Source organism: Xanthomonas bonasiae (assembly GCF_017163705.1).
Taxonomy (GTDB): Bacteria; Pseudomonadota; Gammaproteobacteria; order Xanthomonadales; family Xanthomonadaceae; genus Xanthomonas_A; species Xanthomonas_A bonasiae.
The window spans coordinates 454,633-468,985 of record NZ_JAFIWB010000001.1 but is presented as its reverse complement, the minus strand read 5'-3'; the positions used below and the strand labels follow the sequence as shown (position 1 = coordinate 468,985).

The 14,353-nt window shown below is 70.0% G+C and carries 14 protein-coding genes; 6 read left to right on the top strand and 8 right to left on the bottom strand.

The genetic code is table 11. The features are described from left to right. Nucleotides 1-100 precede the first annotated feature (100 nt). Both dcd and JR064_RS01925 read left to right on the top strand, forming a co-directional pair. Entirely contained in the window at nucleotides 101-673 is a 573-nt protein-coding gene (gene dcd, locus JR064_RS01930) for a dCTP deaminase (protein ID WP_179563815.1), read from the top strand. A gap of 28 nt (nucleotides 674-701) precedes the next feature. Next, entirely contained in the window at nucleotides 702-1,229 is a 528-nt protein-coding gene (locus JR064_RS01925) for an RDD family protein (RefSeq protein ID WP_179563816.1), read from the top strand. 91 nt (nucleotides 1,230-1,320) lie between these two features. Here JR064_RS01925 and JR064_RS01920 read toward each other — a convergent pair whose 3' ends face one another. The 3 genes from JR064_RS01920 to JR064_RS01910 are packed head-to-tail and all read right to left on the bottom strand — an operon-like array spanning nucleotide 1,321 to nucleotide 2,596. Beyond that, the gene (locus JR064_RS01920; RefSeq protein WP_003467495.1) at nucleotides 1,321-1,488 is read right to left on the bottom strand and encodes a LiaI-LiaF-like domain-containing protein; all 168 of its coding nucleotides are present in this window, start codon (nucleotides 1,486-1,488) and stop codon (nucleotides 1,321-1,323) included. Nucleotides 1,489-1,516: 28 nt separating this feature from the next. Beyond that, nucleotides 1,517-1,924: an HIT domain-containing protein gene (locus JR064_RS01915; RefSeq protein ID WP_206228610.1), complete on the bottom strand. Its 408-nt coding sequence runs from the start codon at nucleotides 1,922-1,924 to the stop codon at nucleotides 1,517-1,519. Nucleotides 1,925-1,933: 9 nt separating this feature from the next. Beyond that, entirely contained in the window at nucleotides 1,934-2,596 is a 663-nt protein-coding gene (locus JR064_RS01910; protein WP_206228609.1) for a dienelactone hydrolase family protein, read from the bottom strand. A 193-nt stretch (nucleotides 2,597-2,789) separates the two neighbouring features. Between JR064_RS01910 and rimO the strand changes: the two genes are divergently transcribed. Next, nucleotides 2,790-4,187 (top strand): 30S ribosomal protein S12 methylthiotransferase RimO, encoded by a 1,398-nt coding sequence (gene rimO / locus JR064_RS01905; RefSeq protein ID WP_206228608.1) that lies wholly within the window; start codon nucleotides 2,790-2,792, stop codon nucleotides 4,185-4,187. A 49-nt stretch (nucleotides 4,188-4,236) separates the two neighbouring features. Here rimO and greB read toward each other — a convergent pair whose 3' ends face one another. After that, nucleotides 4,237-4,743, bottom strand: coding sequence for a transcription elongation factor GreB (gene greB / locus JR064_RS01900; protein WP_145700821.1), 507 nt, complete (start codon nucleotides 4,741-4,743; stop codon nucleotides 4,237-4,239). 110 nt (nucleotides 4,744-4,853) lie between these two features. Between greB and JR064_RS01895 the strand changes: the two genes are divergently transcribed. Beyond that, entirely contained in the window at nucleotides 4,854-6,308 is a 1,455-nt protein-coding gene (locus tag JR064_RS01895; RefSeq protein WP_206228607.1) for a rhomboid family intramembrane serine protease, read from the top strand. Between the two features lie 43 nt (nucleotides 6,309-6,351). Here the strand turns inward: JR064_RS01895 and JR064_RS01890 are convergent, their stop codons facing one another. Then, entirely contained in the window at nucleotides 6,352-7,632 is a 1,281-nt protein-coding gene (locus JR064_RS01890; RefSeq protein WP_206228606.1) for a hypothetical protein, read from the bottom strand. Nucleotides 7,633-7,993: 361 nt separating this feature from the next. Between JR064_RS01890 and nudK the strand changes: the two genes are divergently transcribed. Continuing rightward, entirely contained in the window at nucleotides 7,994-8,593 is a 600-nt protein-coding gene (nudK, locus tag JR064_RS01885) for a GDP-mannose pyrophosphatase NudK (protein ID WP_206228605.1), read from the top strand. A 198-nt stretch (nucleotides 8,594-8,791) separates the two neighbouring features. Here nudK and JR064_RS01880 read toward each other — a convergent pair whose 3' ends face one another. Next, nucleotides 8,792-10,297: a helicase HerA-like domain-containing protein gene (locus tag JR064_RS01880; RefSeq protein WP_191824729.1), complete on the bottom strand. Its 1,506-nt coding sequence runs from the start codon at nucleotides 10,295-10,297 to the stop codon at nucleotides 8,792-8,794. A gap of 197 nt (nucleotides 10,298-10,494) precedes the next feature. On the opposite strand from JR064_RS01880, the gene JR064_RS01875 reads away from it, so the two are divergent. Next, entirely contained in the window at nucleotides 10,495-12,093 is a 1,599-nt protein-coding gene (locus JR064_RS01875; protein ID WP_179563824.1) for a transglycosylase SLT domain-containing protein, read from the top strand. Between the two features lie 708 nt (nucleotides 12,094-12,801). Here the strand turns inward: JR064_RS01875 and asd are convergent. Then, on the bottom strand, nucleotides 12,802-13,650 hold the full coding sequence (gene asd / locus JR064_RS01865; RefSeq protein ID WP_206228604.1) for an archaetidylserine decarboxylase: 849 nt from the start codon (nucleotides 13,648-13,650) through the stop codon (nucleotides 12,802-12,804). After that, nucleotides 13,647-14,294: an SCO family protein gene (locus JR064_RS01860; protein ID WP_206228603.1), complete on the bottom strand. Its 648-nt coding sequence runs from the start codon at nucleotides 14,292-14,294 to the stop codon at nucleotides 13,647-13,649. The genes asd and JR064_RS01860 overlap by 4 nt, the downstream gene beginning before the upstream one ends. Nucleotides 14,295-14,353 lie beyond the last annotated feature (59 nt).

The following is a 14,353-nucleotide window of genomic DNA, read 5'->3' as shown; positions in this document are numbered from 1 at the left end:
GCGACCGGCTAGAATCGCCGGTCACTGCGGCCCGCTCCGGCGTCGGCCGCGCTCCCGGCGGGCAGGTTCCGGCCTGCCGCCACAGGCATCAGGAAGACGTATGAGCATCAAGAGCGACCGCTGGATCCGCCGCATGTCCGAGCAGCACGGCATGATCGCGCCCTACGAGCCGGGCCAGGTGAAGCAGCTCAACGGCGAGCGCATCGTCAGCTACGGCACCTCCAGCTACGGCTACGACGTGCGCTGCTCGCGCGAGTTCAAGGTGTTCACCAACATCAACTCGACCATCGTCGATCCCAAGCGCTTCGATCCGAAGAGCTTCGTGGACATCGAGGCCGACGAATGCATCATCCCGCCCAACAGCTTCGCCCTGGCGCGCACGGTGGAATTCTTCCGCATCCCGCGCGACACGCTGGTGGTGTGCCTGGGCAAGAGCACTTACGCGCGCTGCGGCATCATCGTCAATGTCACGCCGCTGGAGCCGGAGTGGGAAGGGCACGTCACCCTGGAATTCAGCAACACCACGCCGCTGCCGGCGCGCATCTACGCCAACGAAGGCGTGGCGCAGATGCTGTTCTTCCAGTCCGATGCCGACGACGTCTGCGAGACCAGCTACAAGGACCGCGGCGGCAAGTACCAGGGCCAGACCGGCGTGACCCTGCCCAAGACCTGAGTTTTCCCAACAGCACAAGGAGCGCGCAATGAACGATCCCAATCCCTACCAGGCGCCCGAGGCGCCGCTGCCGTCGGCGCCGCTGGCGCTGGACGGCACCGAGGTGCTGGCCGGCCGCGGCGAGCGCTTCGGCGCGGCGCTGATCGACGGCGTGATTTCGCTGGCGACCTTTTTGCCGCTGGCCGCGCTCACCGGCTATTTCGGCAGGGTCATGGACGCGGCGCGCGGTGGCGAGCCGATGCCGTGGCTGACCATGGCCGGATACGCGGTGCTGTCGTTCGTGGTGTTCCTGGTGGTGCAGGGCTATCCGCTGGCCAAGACCGGGCAGACCTGGGGCAAGAAGCTGCTGTGGATCCGTATCGCCGATCTGGAGGGCGGGCAACCGCCGCTGTGGCGGCTGATCGCGCTGCGCTACCTGCCGACCCAACTGCTGGCGTTGGTGCCGATCGTAGGCAATTTCTATGCGCTGGTGGATGCGCTGTTCATCTTCCGCAAGGACAAGCGCTGCCTGCACGACCTGATCGCCGGTACCCAGGTGGTCAACGTCCGCCGTTGAGGCGGCGTGCCGGCCGCCGCGCATCGGCGGCCGGCAGCCAGGAGGATGGAGATCGCCGGATCGAATCCCCAATCCCCAATCCCGGCATCTACTACTTGCCGCGCCCGAACAGCATGCCCACGCCGACCGCGACCAGGATCGCCGGCCACCAGGTGGCGATCAGCCGGCCCAGGCTGAGATTGGTCCAGCCCAGGTTGTTGGCCAGGAACACCAGGCCGATCACGATCAGCACGATGGCGGCGATCACATTGGATTTCATGGAGGCGCGGCTTCCGCTAAAAGGGCGCCTATCGTAGCCGTTGCCGCCACGTCGCAACACGGGTCTGCAGGACATCGGCGTCCAGCCGCTGCGCCGTGCCGCTGCCCCATACCGGCCCGGGCCAGGCTGCGTCGCCTTCGTGGCGCCCGATCAGGTGCACGTGCAATTGGCGCACGATATTGCCCAGAGCGCCGATGTTGAGTTTGTGCACGCCCGGCTCGCCGCGCAGCAACTGCGAGAGCTGGTTGATCTCTGCCAGCAGCAGGCGCTGCTGGGCGCCGTCCAGGTCGATCCATTCGCTGGCGCCGGCCACGCGCGGCACCAGCAGCAGCCATGGGAAGCGCGCGTCGTCCATCAGCCGCACCTGCGACAGCGGGCCGTCGGCGACGAACGCGCTGTCGGCCTGCAGCCGCGGGTCGAGTGCGAAATCGGCCATGGGCGCGGCTCAGCGCAGGTGTTCGGCGAGGAACGCGAGGCTGCGTTGGCGCGCGCTTTCGGAACTGTCGGCCTCGTAGTGGTTCGGGTCGACATGGCGGTCGAAGCCGTGCCCGGCCGGATACACGTAGGTCTGCATCTGCGGCAATTTCTCGCGATGCTGCTGCACCGAGTCCGGCGGAATGCTGCTGTCCTGCGCGCCGAAGTGGAACAGCACCGGCGCCTTCGGCGTCTCGTCGAGGAACTGGGTGTTGCGCCCGCCGTAGTAGCTCACCGCAGGCAGGCCCAGCCGCAGCGCGGCCAGCAGCGCGACGCTGCCGCCCCAGCAGTAGCCGACAGTGCCCACCTTGCCGGCCGGCGTCAGCGCCTGCGCCGCGGCCTGCACGATGTCCAGCGCCTTGTCGAAGCCGAGCGCGCCGACCAGTTCCAGGCCCTTTTGCACGCCGTCCTGGTCGTAGTTCAGCTGCATGTCCTTCTCCACCGGATCGAACAGGCCCGGTGCCAGCACTTCGTAGCCTTGCGCGGCGTAATAGTCGGCGACCTCGCGGATGTAGGCGGTGACGCCGAAGATCTCCTGGATCAGCACCAGGCCGCCGCGCGGAGCGCCTTCCGGCACGGCGTGCCAGGCGGCGACCTGGCCGTGCGGGGTATCGAGGGTAGTCCAGTGGCCCATGGTGCGTTCCTGTGGCGGGGAGAGAGACGAGGATTATCCATGCCGGCGGCTAGGCGGCTGTCAACGCGATTGGGATGGGGTGTGCCATGCGCGGCGGCTTGCGTGCCCGTCGCGCAATCCGGCCGCGTGGCGGCTCCTGCCCGGTATAATCCGCGCGGTTTTTTCTCCCAGGCCCCTTGGACCCAGGCCCTCCATGTCCCTCGCGAACCCCAAAGTCGGCTTCGTCAGCCTCGGCTGCCCGAAGGCGCTGGTCGACTCCGAACGCATCCTCACCCAACTGCGCGTGGAGGGTTACGCGATCGTGCCCAGCTACGATGCGGCCGACGTGGTGGTGGTCAATACCTGCGGCTTCATCGACTCGGCCGTGGCCGAATCGATGGAGGCGATCGGCGAGGCCATGGCCGAGAACGGCAAGGTCATCGTCACCGGTTGCCTGGGCAAGCGCTCGGAGCAGATCCGCGCGGCCTACCCGGACGTGCTGGCGGTGTCCGGTCCGCAGGACTATCAGAGCGTGATGGAAGCGGTGCATGCGGCGTTGCCGCCGCGCCACGACCCGTTCGTGGACCTGCTGCCGCGCGGGCGCCACGGCGTGCGCGACGAGGACGGCGTCGGGGTCAAGCTGACCCCGCGCCACTACGCGTACCTGAAGATCTCCGAGGGCTGCAATCACCGCTGCAGTTTCTGCATCATTCCCTCGATGCGCGGCGACCTGGATTCGCGCCCGGTCGACGAGGTGCTGCGCGAGGCCGAGCGGCTGGTCAAGGGCGGGGTGCGCGAACTGCTGGTGGTGTCGCAGGACACCTCGGCCTACGGCGTGGACCTGAAATACGCCGAGCGCGAATGGCGCGGCCGCCGCTACCAGACGCGGATGAAGGCGCTATGCGAGGGGTTGTCGGAACTGGGCGTGTGGACGCGGCTGCACTACGTGTATCCGTACCCGCACGTGGACGAGGTGATCCCGCTGATGGCCGAGGGCAAGCTGCTGCCGTACCTGGACATCCCGTTCCAGCATGCCAGCCCGCGCATCCTGCGGCTGATGAAGCGGCCGGGCGCGGTCGAGCGGACCCTGGAGCGGGTGCAGCGCTGGCGCGCGCTGTGTCCGGACATCACCTTGCGCTCGACCTTCATCGTGGGCTTCCCCGGCGAGACCGAGGCCGAGTTCGAGCAATTGCTGGAGTTCCTCGACGCCGCCCAGCTCGACCGCGTCGGCGCGTTCGCCTATTCGCCGGTCGAGGGCGCCAGCGCCAACGCGCTGCCCGATCCGGTACCGGAAGAGGTCAAGCAGGAGCGGCTGGCGCGCTTCATGGCCAGGCAGGCCGACATCTCCGCGGCGCGCCTGGAGGCCAAGATCGGCAGCGTGCAGCAATGCCTGGTCGATCTGCTCGAGGACGGCATCGCGGTGGCGCGCTCGAAGGCCGATGCGCCGGAAATCGACGGCCTGGTGCACATCCAGAACGGCGCCGAGCGCGGCCTGCAGCCGGGCGATCTGGTCGATGTGGAGATCACCGACAGCGACGAACACGACCTGTTCGGCGAGGCGTTGCCGGCGTGCACTGCGCAGCCGCGCGCGTTGGACCTGCGGGTGCTGTGAGCGAGGCCGCCGGCCGTGCCGGCGCGCCCCGGTGTGGACGGCGCGGCGCTCAGCGCGCGGCGTAGTCCACCGACACCACCACGAAGCTGTGGCGGCCGCCGGGCAGCTGCGCCTCGATCTCGTCGTCGATGCGCTTCTTCAGCAGCGCCCGCGCCAGCGGCGAGTCGATGCTGATCCAGCCGCGGCCGGCATCGGTCTCGTCCGGGCCGACGATGCGGTAGCGCAGCAGCTCGCCGCTGTCGGCGTCCTCCAGTTCGACCACGGCGCCGAAGAACACCGCCTGCGGATCGGACGGCGCGGTATCCACCACGCGCAGCGCTTCCAGACGCTTGCTCAGGTAGCGCACGCGGCGGTCGATCTCGCCCAGCTGCTTCTTGCGGTAGGTGTACTCGGCATTTTCCGAGCGGTCGCCCTCGGCCGCGGCCGCGGCCAGTGCCTTGACCACCTCCGGGCGGCGCACGCGCCACAGTTCCTCCAGCTCGGCCTTGAGCCGGGCGTGGCCTTCGGCGGTGATCAGGGCGGTGCTCTTTTCGGCAGGGGGGCGCCAGCGGCTCATCGGGGTCGGGACTGCGGTGGAGCGGGGCACGATGCTAGCCCGTACGTGCGCCTTGCGCACGCGCGGGCGATGGCCGAAGCTGGCGCGGCCATCCACACGGACGTTGTTCGATGCTGATCCTGCCGTTGCACAAGCCGCTGTCGCGGGAGAATGTTCCGCTGGTCACGCTGCTGCTGGTGCTGCTCAACGCGGCGATCTACTTCGGCTGGCAGCGCCAGGACACCGTGCCGCTGCAGCAGGCGCAGCGCTACTACCTCGACTCTGGGCTCGGCGCCCACGAAGCGCCGGCCTATGCGCGCTACCTGCAGCGCAGCGGAAGCAAGGAAGCGCTGGCCGAGTTCGAGCGCATGCCGCCGACGGAGCAGGCGCAGTTCGTCGGCGCCGCGACGGTCAGCGACGTGCGCTTCGTGCAGGCGTTGCGCAGCGGCGCGGCGTTCGAGGATGCGGCGGCGTGGCAGGCGTGGACGCCGCTGCGCGCCCGCTACGACGCGTTGCTGGATCGCGTGTTCACCTTGCGCCACCTGCAGCGCAGCTCCGAATGGTCGCCGGCACGGATGCTGTCCGCGGCGTTCCTGCATGCCGACGCGTTGCATCTGTTCGGCAACATGCTGTTCCTGGTCGTGCTCGGCACCTTGCTGGAAGGGGCGATCGGGCGCTGGCGGTTCCTGCTGGTCTACCTGCTCGGCGCGTTCGGGTCCAGCGCGGTCAGCCTGTGGTGGCGTTGGGGCGAGGCCGGTGGCGGGCTGGGCGCGTCCGGCGCCATCGCCGCGCTGATGGGTGCGTTCTGCGTGGTCTGGGGGCGGCGGCCGGTGCGCTTCTTCTACTGGTTCGCGGTGGTGTTCGACTACGTGCGCGGGCCGGCGATCGCGTTGCTGCCGCTGTGGCTGGGCTGGGAGCTGTACAACCTGCTGGCCAACGGCGATGCCGGGATCGGCTTCGATGCGCATGCCGGCGGCCTTGTCGTCGGCGCGCTGCTCGGCGCGGCGCTGGTGGCGATGCGGCAGACCCGCGAGGCGTTCATGCGCGACGAGGCCGTGGCCGCCATGGACGATCGCTGGGAGCGCGCGCAGCGGCATCTGGGGCGGCTGGAGAACCGCGAGGCCGCGTTCCTGCTCGACGAACTCGCCGCCGAGCAGCCACGCCGCTTCGACGTGGCGCAGGCGCGCTACCGGGTCGCACGCAATGCCGGCGATGCGCGTGCCGCGCAGGCGCGCGCGATCGAACTGCTGCGCCTGCCGGCGACCACCGCGCAGGAAGCGCAAGCGCAGGCGGCGTTGCTCGGCGACTGCACTGCCGGCGCCATCGCCGTGGATGCGGCGACGCGTGCGCTGCTGTTCGATCGCTGGCTGGCGCTGGGCCGGCTGCACGATGCCGAAGCGCTGCTGGCGCAGGATGCCGCGGCGGTGCCGCGCGCCGAACAGGCGCAGCACTGGTTCCGGCTCGCGCTGGGCCACGGCGAGCGACAGGCCGCTGCCGAATGGCACCGCCTGCTGCTCGCGGTGATCGAGCGCTATCCGGATCTGCCGCAGGCGGACAAGGCGCGGTTCCTGCTCGCCAACGCGTGAGTGCCGTTGGAGGCCGGCATGGCCGCCCGGTCGTGCGCCGTTGCTAGACCGGCGCGATGGTCAGCGCCTTCAGCGCCGCCAGCAGCTTGCCGCGTTGCGCCTCGTCCTCGCAGCGCGCGAGCGCGTCCTGCAGCAGCGCGCGCGCCTGCGCGTCGTCGCCGAAACGCTCGGCCAGCAACAGCGCCGCGCTCAGCGACCAGGCGCCGAATTCCGCCGCCTTGGGCCAGGCGCGCAGCGCGGCGAGCAGGCCGTCGAGCGAAAGCTTGAACTGACCGGCCAGCTGCGCGCGCTCGGCCAGCAGCGAAGCCTGTTCCGGCAGCAGCGGCACGAAGTCGGGATCGGCGTCGAGGGCCTCGCGCAGCAGCGCCAGTGCGCGCCGCTCCTGCTTTTCCTGCAGCAGGCGATTGATGTACTGGCGGGTGTGATCGCGGCGCTCGTCGGCGCGCCCGCCGGTGCGCAGCAGGCGCTGGTACAGCTCGTGCACCGCCAGGCTCACCGCGCGCGTGCGCACTTCGCCGCGCAGCAACTGCAGCGCCTCGGGCGCATGCCCGTCGCGCACGAACTGTTCGGCTTCGTCGAGCACGCGCTGGTCCGGATCGTGGCGGCGATACGCATCGTCGTTGCCCGCGGCCGGTTCGTAGCCCAGCACTTCGTGGTACTGGTAGACCAGATAGCCCATCAGGTGGAAGGCGGCGAACAGGCCCCAGATCGTCACCACGCCGATCGCCAGGTCGCTGGCCAGCGGCGGCAGGTAGTGCTGCAGCCATCTGGCCGCGGTCAGCGCGCTGGCCTGGATCACGAACAGCAGGCCGAACGCGGCCAGGTACGGCCAGCCGATGCGCAGCGCCAGGCCGATCGACACGGCCGGATTCAGGGCGCGGCGCAGGCTGCCGTCGATGGCCAGCGAGATCAGGAAGCCGGGCTGCAGCAGCACCACCGCCAGCAGCATCAGCAGGCCGACGACCGGGCCGGCGAGCAGCGCCGCGGCGGCGACCACCGCGCCGAGAACGATCATCAGCGCCAGCAGCCGCAGCACCACCCCGTCGCCGATGTCGAAGCCGCGTTCGGGCGCATCCATGTGTCCGTCGGCGGTATGCCGCAGGATCTCGAAGGCGTATTTGTAGATCGCCAGCGTGGTGACGATGCCGATGATCCAGCCGATGCCCGGCAGCATTCCCAGCAGGCGGCACAGGGTCAGCGCGATCAGGGCGAACAGCGCGCCGCCGCGCAGCGGATACAGCGCGATGGCGCGGGTGCGCGCCCAGAAAGGTTCGGGTGTGCTGCGGCGCGCGCGGCCTGAGCCGGCGCGATGACGGTCTTCCATGACGCCCCCTGCGTTCAATGTGCGCCGATTGTGCGACGCGCCGGGCGGGTGTGCAATCGGGATGCGCTCGCGCGCTTGGCCCGGGCGAGCCGTGCCGGGCAGGGCGCCTCTAGTCCCTCCGCGCATCGCGCTCGTGGCGCCGATGCTTGCGGTGCGCGCGCAGGCGGGCAGCGCGAGCCGGGCGGGATCGGTTCGCGGCGTGCAAGGTTCACTGGGCCGGGCGTTGCGGCGGGTCCTGGGTGGCGTCGCCGCGACCTGCGGGACGGCGGCTAGAATGGCCGTTCCACGGCGAATGCCGGCATTCCCCGGCGGCAATCCGCTGCGGGCGCCGGCACTGCCAGCTCATCGCATGGAGTGTCGTTTGAACCCATCCGCCCCAGGCAATCCGCGTGTGCGTATCGAAAAGGTCGAGGTGCTGTCCGACAACTGGTACGTGCTGCGCAAGGTCACCTTCGATTTCCAGCGCAGCGACGGCAACTGGCAGACGCTGTCGCGCGAGGCCTACGACCGCGGCAACGGCGCCACCATTCTGCTCTACAGCCGCGCCAGGCAGACGGTGATGCTGACCCGGCAGTTCCGGTTGCCGACGCTGCTCAACGGCAATCCCGACGGCATGCTGATCGAAGCCTGCGCCGGGCTGCTCGACCAGCACGATGCGCAGACCTGCATCCGCAAGGAGACCGAAGAGGAAACCGGCTACCGGATCGAGAACGTGCGCAAGGTATTCGAGGCGTTCATGAGTCCGGGCTCGGTCACCGAAAAGCTGTATTTCTTCGTGGGCGAGTATTTCGATCGCGACAAGGTCGGCGCGGGCGGCGGGGTCGCGGCCGAGGGCGAGGAGATCGAGGTGCTGGAACTGCCGCTCGACGCCGCGTTGGCGATGATCGAGACGGGCGAGATCGCCGACGGCAAGACGATCATGCTGTTGCAGTACGCCAAGCTGCATGGGGTGTTGGGGTAGGGCGTTTTTTAGCGGTTCTGTACGTGTTTGGGGTTGGCTGCGGTCAGCCTCGGACTATCGGTCGCGAAGGGCTTCCTCGGTGAAGCCCGTCGCGGCTGAAGCCGCTCCTACAGGTGGTGTATCGGGATCTGAAATGCACTGGCGATGCGCGCAAGGTGTGCGCATCGCCCGCGGCATTGATCTTGCGGCCCACCGCGCTCAGCGCTTGCCGCCGAAGATGCTGCCGAAGATGCCGCGCACGATCTGCTGGCCGATGCGGTTGCCGACGGTGCGCGAGGTCTGCTTGGCCATCGTCTCGAGCATGCCCTGGCGGCGCTTGGTGCCGAATACCGCGTCCTTGACCGCCTGGCCGAAGCCGCTGTCCTGGGCGTCGTCCTGCTCGCGCGTGCGCGCCGCCGGTGCCGCCGTCTTCTCGGCCACCTGCTCGACCCGGCGCGCCAGCATTTCCGCCGCCGAGTCGCGATTGACCGGGCTGTCGTAGCGGTTGCCGACCACGCTGCCGGCGCGCACCTGCGCGCGCTCGGCGTCGGAGATCGCACCCATCCGGCAGCGCGGCGGCGCGATCAGGGTCTGCTGCACCGGCGACGGCACGCCCTTGTCCTGCAGCGTGGAGACCAGGGCTTCGCCGGTGCCGAGCTGGGAAATGGCCTTGGCCACGTCCAGCTTGGGGTTGGCGACGAAGGTCTCGGCGGCGGTGCGCACCGCCTTCTGGTCGCGCGGGGTGTAGGCGCGCAGCGCGTGCTGCACGCGGTTGCCGAGCTGGCCGAGAATGTTGTCCGGCACGTCGTCGGGGAACTGCGAGCAGAAGTACACGCCCACGCCCTTGGAGCGGATCAGCCGTACCACCTGCTCGATGCGCTGCACCAGCGCCGGCGGCGCGTCGTCGAACAGCAGGTGCGCCTCGTCGAACACGAACACCAGCTTGGGCTTGTCCAGGTCGCCCACCTCCGGCAGCCGCTCGAACAGTTCCGACAGCAGCCACAGCAGGAAGGTCGAGTACAGGCGCGGCTTGAGCACCAGTTGCGCGGCGGCGAGGATGCCGATCACGCCGCGGCCGTCGCTGCCGACCCGCATCAGCTCGGCCAGGTCCAGCGCCGGCTCGCCGAAGAAGCCTTCGCCGCCGTCCTGCGCCAGGCGCAGCAGCGCGCGCTGGATCGCCGCCACCGACGGCGCGCTGACCAGGCCGTATTCGGTGGAGATGTCCTTGCGCTGTTCCACCACCAGCGCCAGCAGCGCGCGCAGGTCGTCCAGGTCGAGCAGCAGCAGGCCGCGGTCGTCGGCCAGCTTGAACACGATGTCGAGCACGCCGGCCTGGGTGTCGTTGAGTTCCAGGATCCGCGCCAGCAGGGTCGGCCCCATCTCGCTGACGGTGGTGCGCACCGGGTGCCCGAGCTGGCCGTACAGGTCCCAGAACACCACCGGGTTGGCGGCCGGGGCGTAGTCGGCCACACCGATGTCCCTGGCGCGCTGCAGCACTTTCTCGCTGCCGTCGCCGGCCACCGCCAGCCCGGCCACGTCGCCCTTCACGTCGGCCATGAACACCGGCACGCCGATCCGCGAGAAGCCCTCGGCCAGGGTCATCAGGGTCACGGTCTTGCCGGTGCCGGTGGCCCCGGCGACCAGGCCGTGGCGATTGCCCAGGCGCGGCTGCAGCAGCACCGCGATGTCGTCGGTCAGGCCTTTGCCCAGCAGGATCGGGTCCATGAACAGCTCCGCGGTGAGGTGGGCGGATTCTAGGCGTTCGCGCCGGCGCCCGCTCGCCGCGAGGGCGCAGGGGCCGCGGTTCGCCTGGCCTGGGCGATGAACGAATGCCCCGCCGGCGCGGTGCCGGCGCATGCCCGACCTTGCCGCGATGTGACAGCGGCGGCTACCCTGCGGCCTTTCCGTCGTCGCGTCCCATCATGCCCCTTTCGTTCCGTATCACCCATGGATGGCCCGCCGTGGCTGCCTTGGCGCTGGCTTGCGCCGCGCCTTCTGCCCACGCCGAACGCGTCTCCGCGCGCGACAAGGCCGCCATCGCCGTCCTCGACCAGCGCCTGGCGGCGGCCGAGAAGCGCTACAACGACGCGATGGTGCTGGTCGGCAACAGTGACCCCAAGGGCACCCAGGAAAGCGACGCGGCGCTGGAGGACATCGAGGACGTGGTCGATGCCTGCATCAAGCAGCGCGGCTGCCAGGTCGGCACCTACCTGGGCGCGTACAAGCGCCTGCTCAAGGCCAAGGCCGACGCGCAGGGCGCGGCGACCGATGCCGATGCGAGCGACGACGACGCCGTGCCGCTGCAGGCCGATCCCGACCACATCAGTCCGCTGGCCGCCAACGTGCCGGAAGCGGCGCGCGCGGCGAGCCTGCTCAACGACCAGCGCCATGCCTTCGACGCGATGGTCGAATACAACCCGGCGGTGCAGGCCGGCATCCGCCGCTGGCTCACCGACATGCGCCCGTCGCTGATGAACAGCTACGAGAACTACCAGAACCTGCGCGCGATCATGTGGCCGGAATGGGAAAAGCGCGGGCTGCCGGAGGCGCTGCTGTTCGGCATCATCGCCAAGGAATCCAACGGCCGCGTGCACGCCAATTCGCGGGTCGGCGCCGCCGGGCTGATGCAGTTCATGCCGGCCACCGGGCGCCGCTTCGGGCTGGGCCCGGACGGCACCGGCTTCGACACCCGCTACGACGCGCGCAGCGCCGCCGAGGCCAGCGCGGTGTACATCAACGAGCGCATGGCCGAGCTCAACCGCAGCATCGAACTGTCGCTGGCCGGCTACAACGGCGGCGAGGGCCGCGCCGCGCGCGTGTACAACCAGATGCAGGGGCGCAGCTTCTGGGACGCCTCGGTGTACAACCAGTTCCCGGCCGAGACCAAGGACTACGTGCCGATGGTGATCGCCGCGGCGTGGATCTTCCTGCACCCGCAGCAGTACGGCGTGGCGTTCCCGAAGATCAACGCGCAGCCGGCGACGCTGCGCCTGGCCAAGTCCACCACGATCTACGAGCTGACCATCTGCCTGGGCAGCGACGGCACCCGCGACGGCTACATGCGCGCGCTGCGCAACCTCAATCCGCGCTACGAACCCGATGGCTGGATCCCGGCCGGGGTCACCATCAACGCCACCACCAAGATCGTCGGCCTGTACAACCGCTACTGCGTCAGCGGTCCGCGCGCCGATCTGGCGCGCGCGCTGATCACCGCCGACGTCAACGCCGCGATCCGCAGCAACACGCCCGTGGTCGCCGATCCCACCGGCAACGTGGCGGTGGGCGACGTGACGCCGGTGGCCGGCGTGCCCACCACCGTCGCCACCGGGCGCCCGGCGCCGGTCAAGCCCAAGCCCAAGCAGGTGCGCAGCTACCGCGTGGCCAAGGGCGACACGCTGGGCCGCATCGCCGACCGCTACAGCTGCGATCTCAAGCAGCTGGCCAAGGCCAATGGCCTGCGCGCGCCGGGCTATGCATTGAAGCCGGGGCAATCGCTGAAGATGACCGGCTGCGACAAGTAGGCCTTCGTTTTCCCGCCGGGACCAAGGCCCCTTTTTCGGGGGAAGGTGGCGCGCAGCGCCGGATGAGGGGGGCGTCCGCAAGCAATTGCTTGGGAGGGGCTTTCTACCCTTGCTAGCGGGAGCGTCGCCCGCCTGGTTGCCGCGCCGTACCCTCATCCGCCCTTCGGGCACCTTCTCCCGATGGGAGAAGGGGGGGCGCAACGCGCGGTGATGGTCCAGCCGCGGCTCACATCAAACGCTAAGCCATGATGTCCCTCTCCCGTCGGGAGAGGGGTAGGGGCGAGGGTACGGCAGCACCGGGAATGCAAGGCCGCCAGGGCGCGCTGTTGCCGCCCCGATACCCGCGCGGCGTTGCAGGCAGTGCCTGTCTGCCCAGCGTTCAACCGAGCCGGACCGGCGCTTCCGCTGCCAGCGCCGGATCGAGCGTCGCCATGGCTGGCCGCAGGCACGATCACCGTTGAGCCGTAGTTGTAGCGCGCCGCACCGCAGTGGATGCGGTGCGCCCGGCAGGTTGGCGCGCCGCCGCGCGTCAGCGATCCAGCCGCCCTGCCAGGGCCTGGCCGAGCCGCACCGGCGTTTCCGCCGCCAGCGTCGGATCAAGCTGCGCCACGCCGGGCGGCAGCAGCACTATGACGGTGGAGCCGTAGTTGTAGCGCGCCGCGCCGCAGTGGATGCGGTGCGCCCGGCAGGTTGGCGCGCCGCCGCGCGTCAGCGATCCAACCGCCGTGCCAGGGCCTGGCCGAGCCGTACCGGCGTTTCCGCCGCCAGCGTCGGATCGAGTTGTGCCATGCCGGGCGGCAACAGCACGATGACGGTGGAGCCGTAGTTGAAGCGTGCCATCTCCGCGAACCGCTCCAGCACGATGCCCTTGCCGCGCCAGTCCTTGCGGGTGATGCGGTCGCCGTAGCGCGGGATTTCCACGCCGCTCCACACCGTTTCCACGCCGCTGACCAGCAGCGCGCCGACCATCACCGAGGCCATCGGGCCGAACTCGGTGTCGAAATGGCAGACCAGCCGCTCGTTGCGCGCGAACAGCCGCGGCACGTTGCGCACCGCGTCCGGGCCGACGCTGAACAGGCGTCCGGGCACGTGCACGGTCTCGCGCAGGGTGCCGGTCCAGGGCATGTGCACGCGGTGGTAGTCGCGCGGCGACAGGTACACGGTGGCGTACAGGCCGTTGGCGAACGGCGCCGCGGCGGTGGCGTCGCCGAGCAGTTCGGCGGCGGTGAACGCCTGGCCCTTGGCCTGGAAGATGCGCCCGTCCTGGATCGGGCCGAGCTGGCTGATGCGGCCGTCGGCCGGCATCAGCAGCGCCTGCGGGTCGGGATCGGCGACGCGCGCGCCGGGCTTCAGCGCGCGGGTGAAGAACGCATTGAAGGTCGGGTAGGCGCGCGGATCGGGTTCGGCGGCCTCGGCCAGGTTCACCCCGAAGCGGCGCACCACGGTGTCGATCAGCCATTGCTTCAGGCCCGGCCGCGACGAATACGCCAGGCGCCGCGCCAGCGAGGACAGCAGCCGGTGCGGCAGCACGTAGGTCAGCGTGGTCAGCAGGCTCATGGCGCGGTCGCCTTGGTCAGCGCCTGCAGGTCGGCGGCGATCGCCGCCGGCTCGAACGGCGGGCGGATCAGCCCGGCCTGGCGGCCCTGAGGGTCGAGCACGGCGATCGCGGCGGAGTGGTCCATGCTGTAGTCGTTGGGGTTTTCCTGGAAATGCTTGCCGGGCACCTTCTGGAACACGAAGCCCAGCGCGGTGGCGAAGCGTTCCAGCTCCGGCACGTCGGCGGTGGCGGCCAGGGTGTCCTTGTGGAAGCCGTGCGCGTAGGCGCCCAGCCGCGCCGGGGTGTCGCGCTCCGGATCGACCGAGACGAACAGCACCCGCGGGCGCAGCGTGTCAGGGATCGATTCCCACTGCTTCTGCGCGCGGGCCAGGTCGGCCAGAGTGGTCGGGCACACGTCCGGGCAGGCGGTGAAGCCCAGGAACACCAGCGTCCAGTGGCCTTTCAGCTCGCCCGGGATCAGCGGGGTGCCGTCGGACTGGCGCAGGTGGAAGTCGGGCAGGGCGCGCGGCTGCGGGTACAGGCGCACGCTGCGGGTCTCGGGCCACGCCGAAGCGCTGCCGCCGAAGTACTTCTGGGCCAGCAGCAGGCCCAGGCCGGCGGCCAGGGCGACCACCAGGACGATGCCGAAGTTGCGGTTGAACATACTGATTTCCCTTGCAACGAACGCTCATGATAGCGGCCGGGCCTCTATAATCGGGGGCC

Coding starts and splice junctions, on each gene's coding strand:
- dcd (WP_179563815.1), top strand. CDS start 101: ATGAGCATCAAGAGCGACCGCTGGATCCGCCGCATGTCCGAGCAGCAC.
- JR064_RS01925 (WP_179563816.1), top strand. CDS start 702: ATGAACGATCCCAATCCCTACCAGGCGCCCGAGGCGCCGCTGCCGTCG.
- JR064_RS01920 (WP_003467495.1), bottom strand. CDS start 1,488: ATGAAATCCAATGTGATCGCCGCCATCGTGCTGATCGTGATCGGCCTG.
- JR064_RS01915 (WP_206228610.1), bottom strand. CDS start 1,924: ATGGCCGATTTCGCACTCGACCCGCGGCTGCAGGCCGACAGCGCGTTC.
- JR064_RS01910 (WP_206228609.1), bottom strand. CDS start 2,596: ATGGGCCACTGGACTACCCTCGATACCCCGCACGGCCAGGTCGCCGCC.
- rimO (WP_206228608.1), top strand. CDS start 2,790: ATGTCCCTCGCGAACCCCAAAGTCGGCTTCGTCAGCCTCGGCTGCCCG.
- greB (WP_145700821.1), bottom strand. CDS start 4,743: ATGAGCCGCTGGCGCCCCCCTGCCGAAAAGAGCACCGCCCTGATCACC.
- JR064_RS01895 (WP_206228607.1), top strand. CDS start 4,854: ATGCTGATCCTGCCGTTGCACAAGCCGCTGTCGCGGGAGAATGTTCCG.
- JR064_RS01890 (WP_206228606.1), bottom strand. CDS start 7,632: ATGGAAGACCGTCATCGCGCCGGCTCAGGCCGCGCGCGCCGCAGCACA.
- JR064_RS01880 (WP_191824729.1), bottom strand. CDS start 10,297: ATGGACCCGATCCTGCTGGGCAAAGGCCTGACCGACGACATCGCGGTG.
- JR064_RS01875 (WP_179563824.1), top strand. CDS start 10,495: ATGCCCCTTTCGTTCCGTATCACCCATGGATGGCCCGCCGTGGCTGCC.
- asd (WP_206228604.1), bottom strand. CDS start 13,650: ATGAGCCTGCTGACCACGCTGACCTACGTGCTGCCGCACCGGCTGCTG.
- JR064_RS01860 (WP_206228603.1), bottom strand. CDS start 14,294: ATGTTCAACCGCAACTTCGGCATCGTCCTGGTGGTCGCCCTGGCCGCC.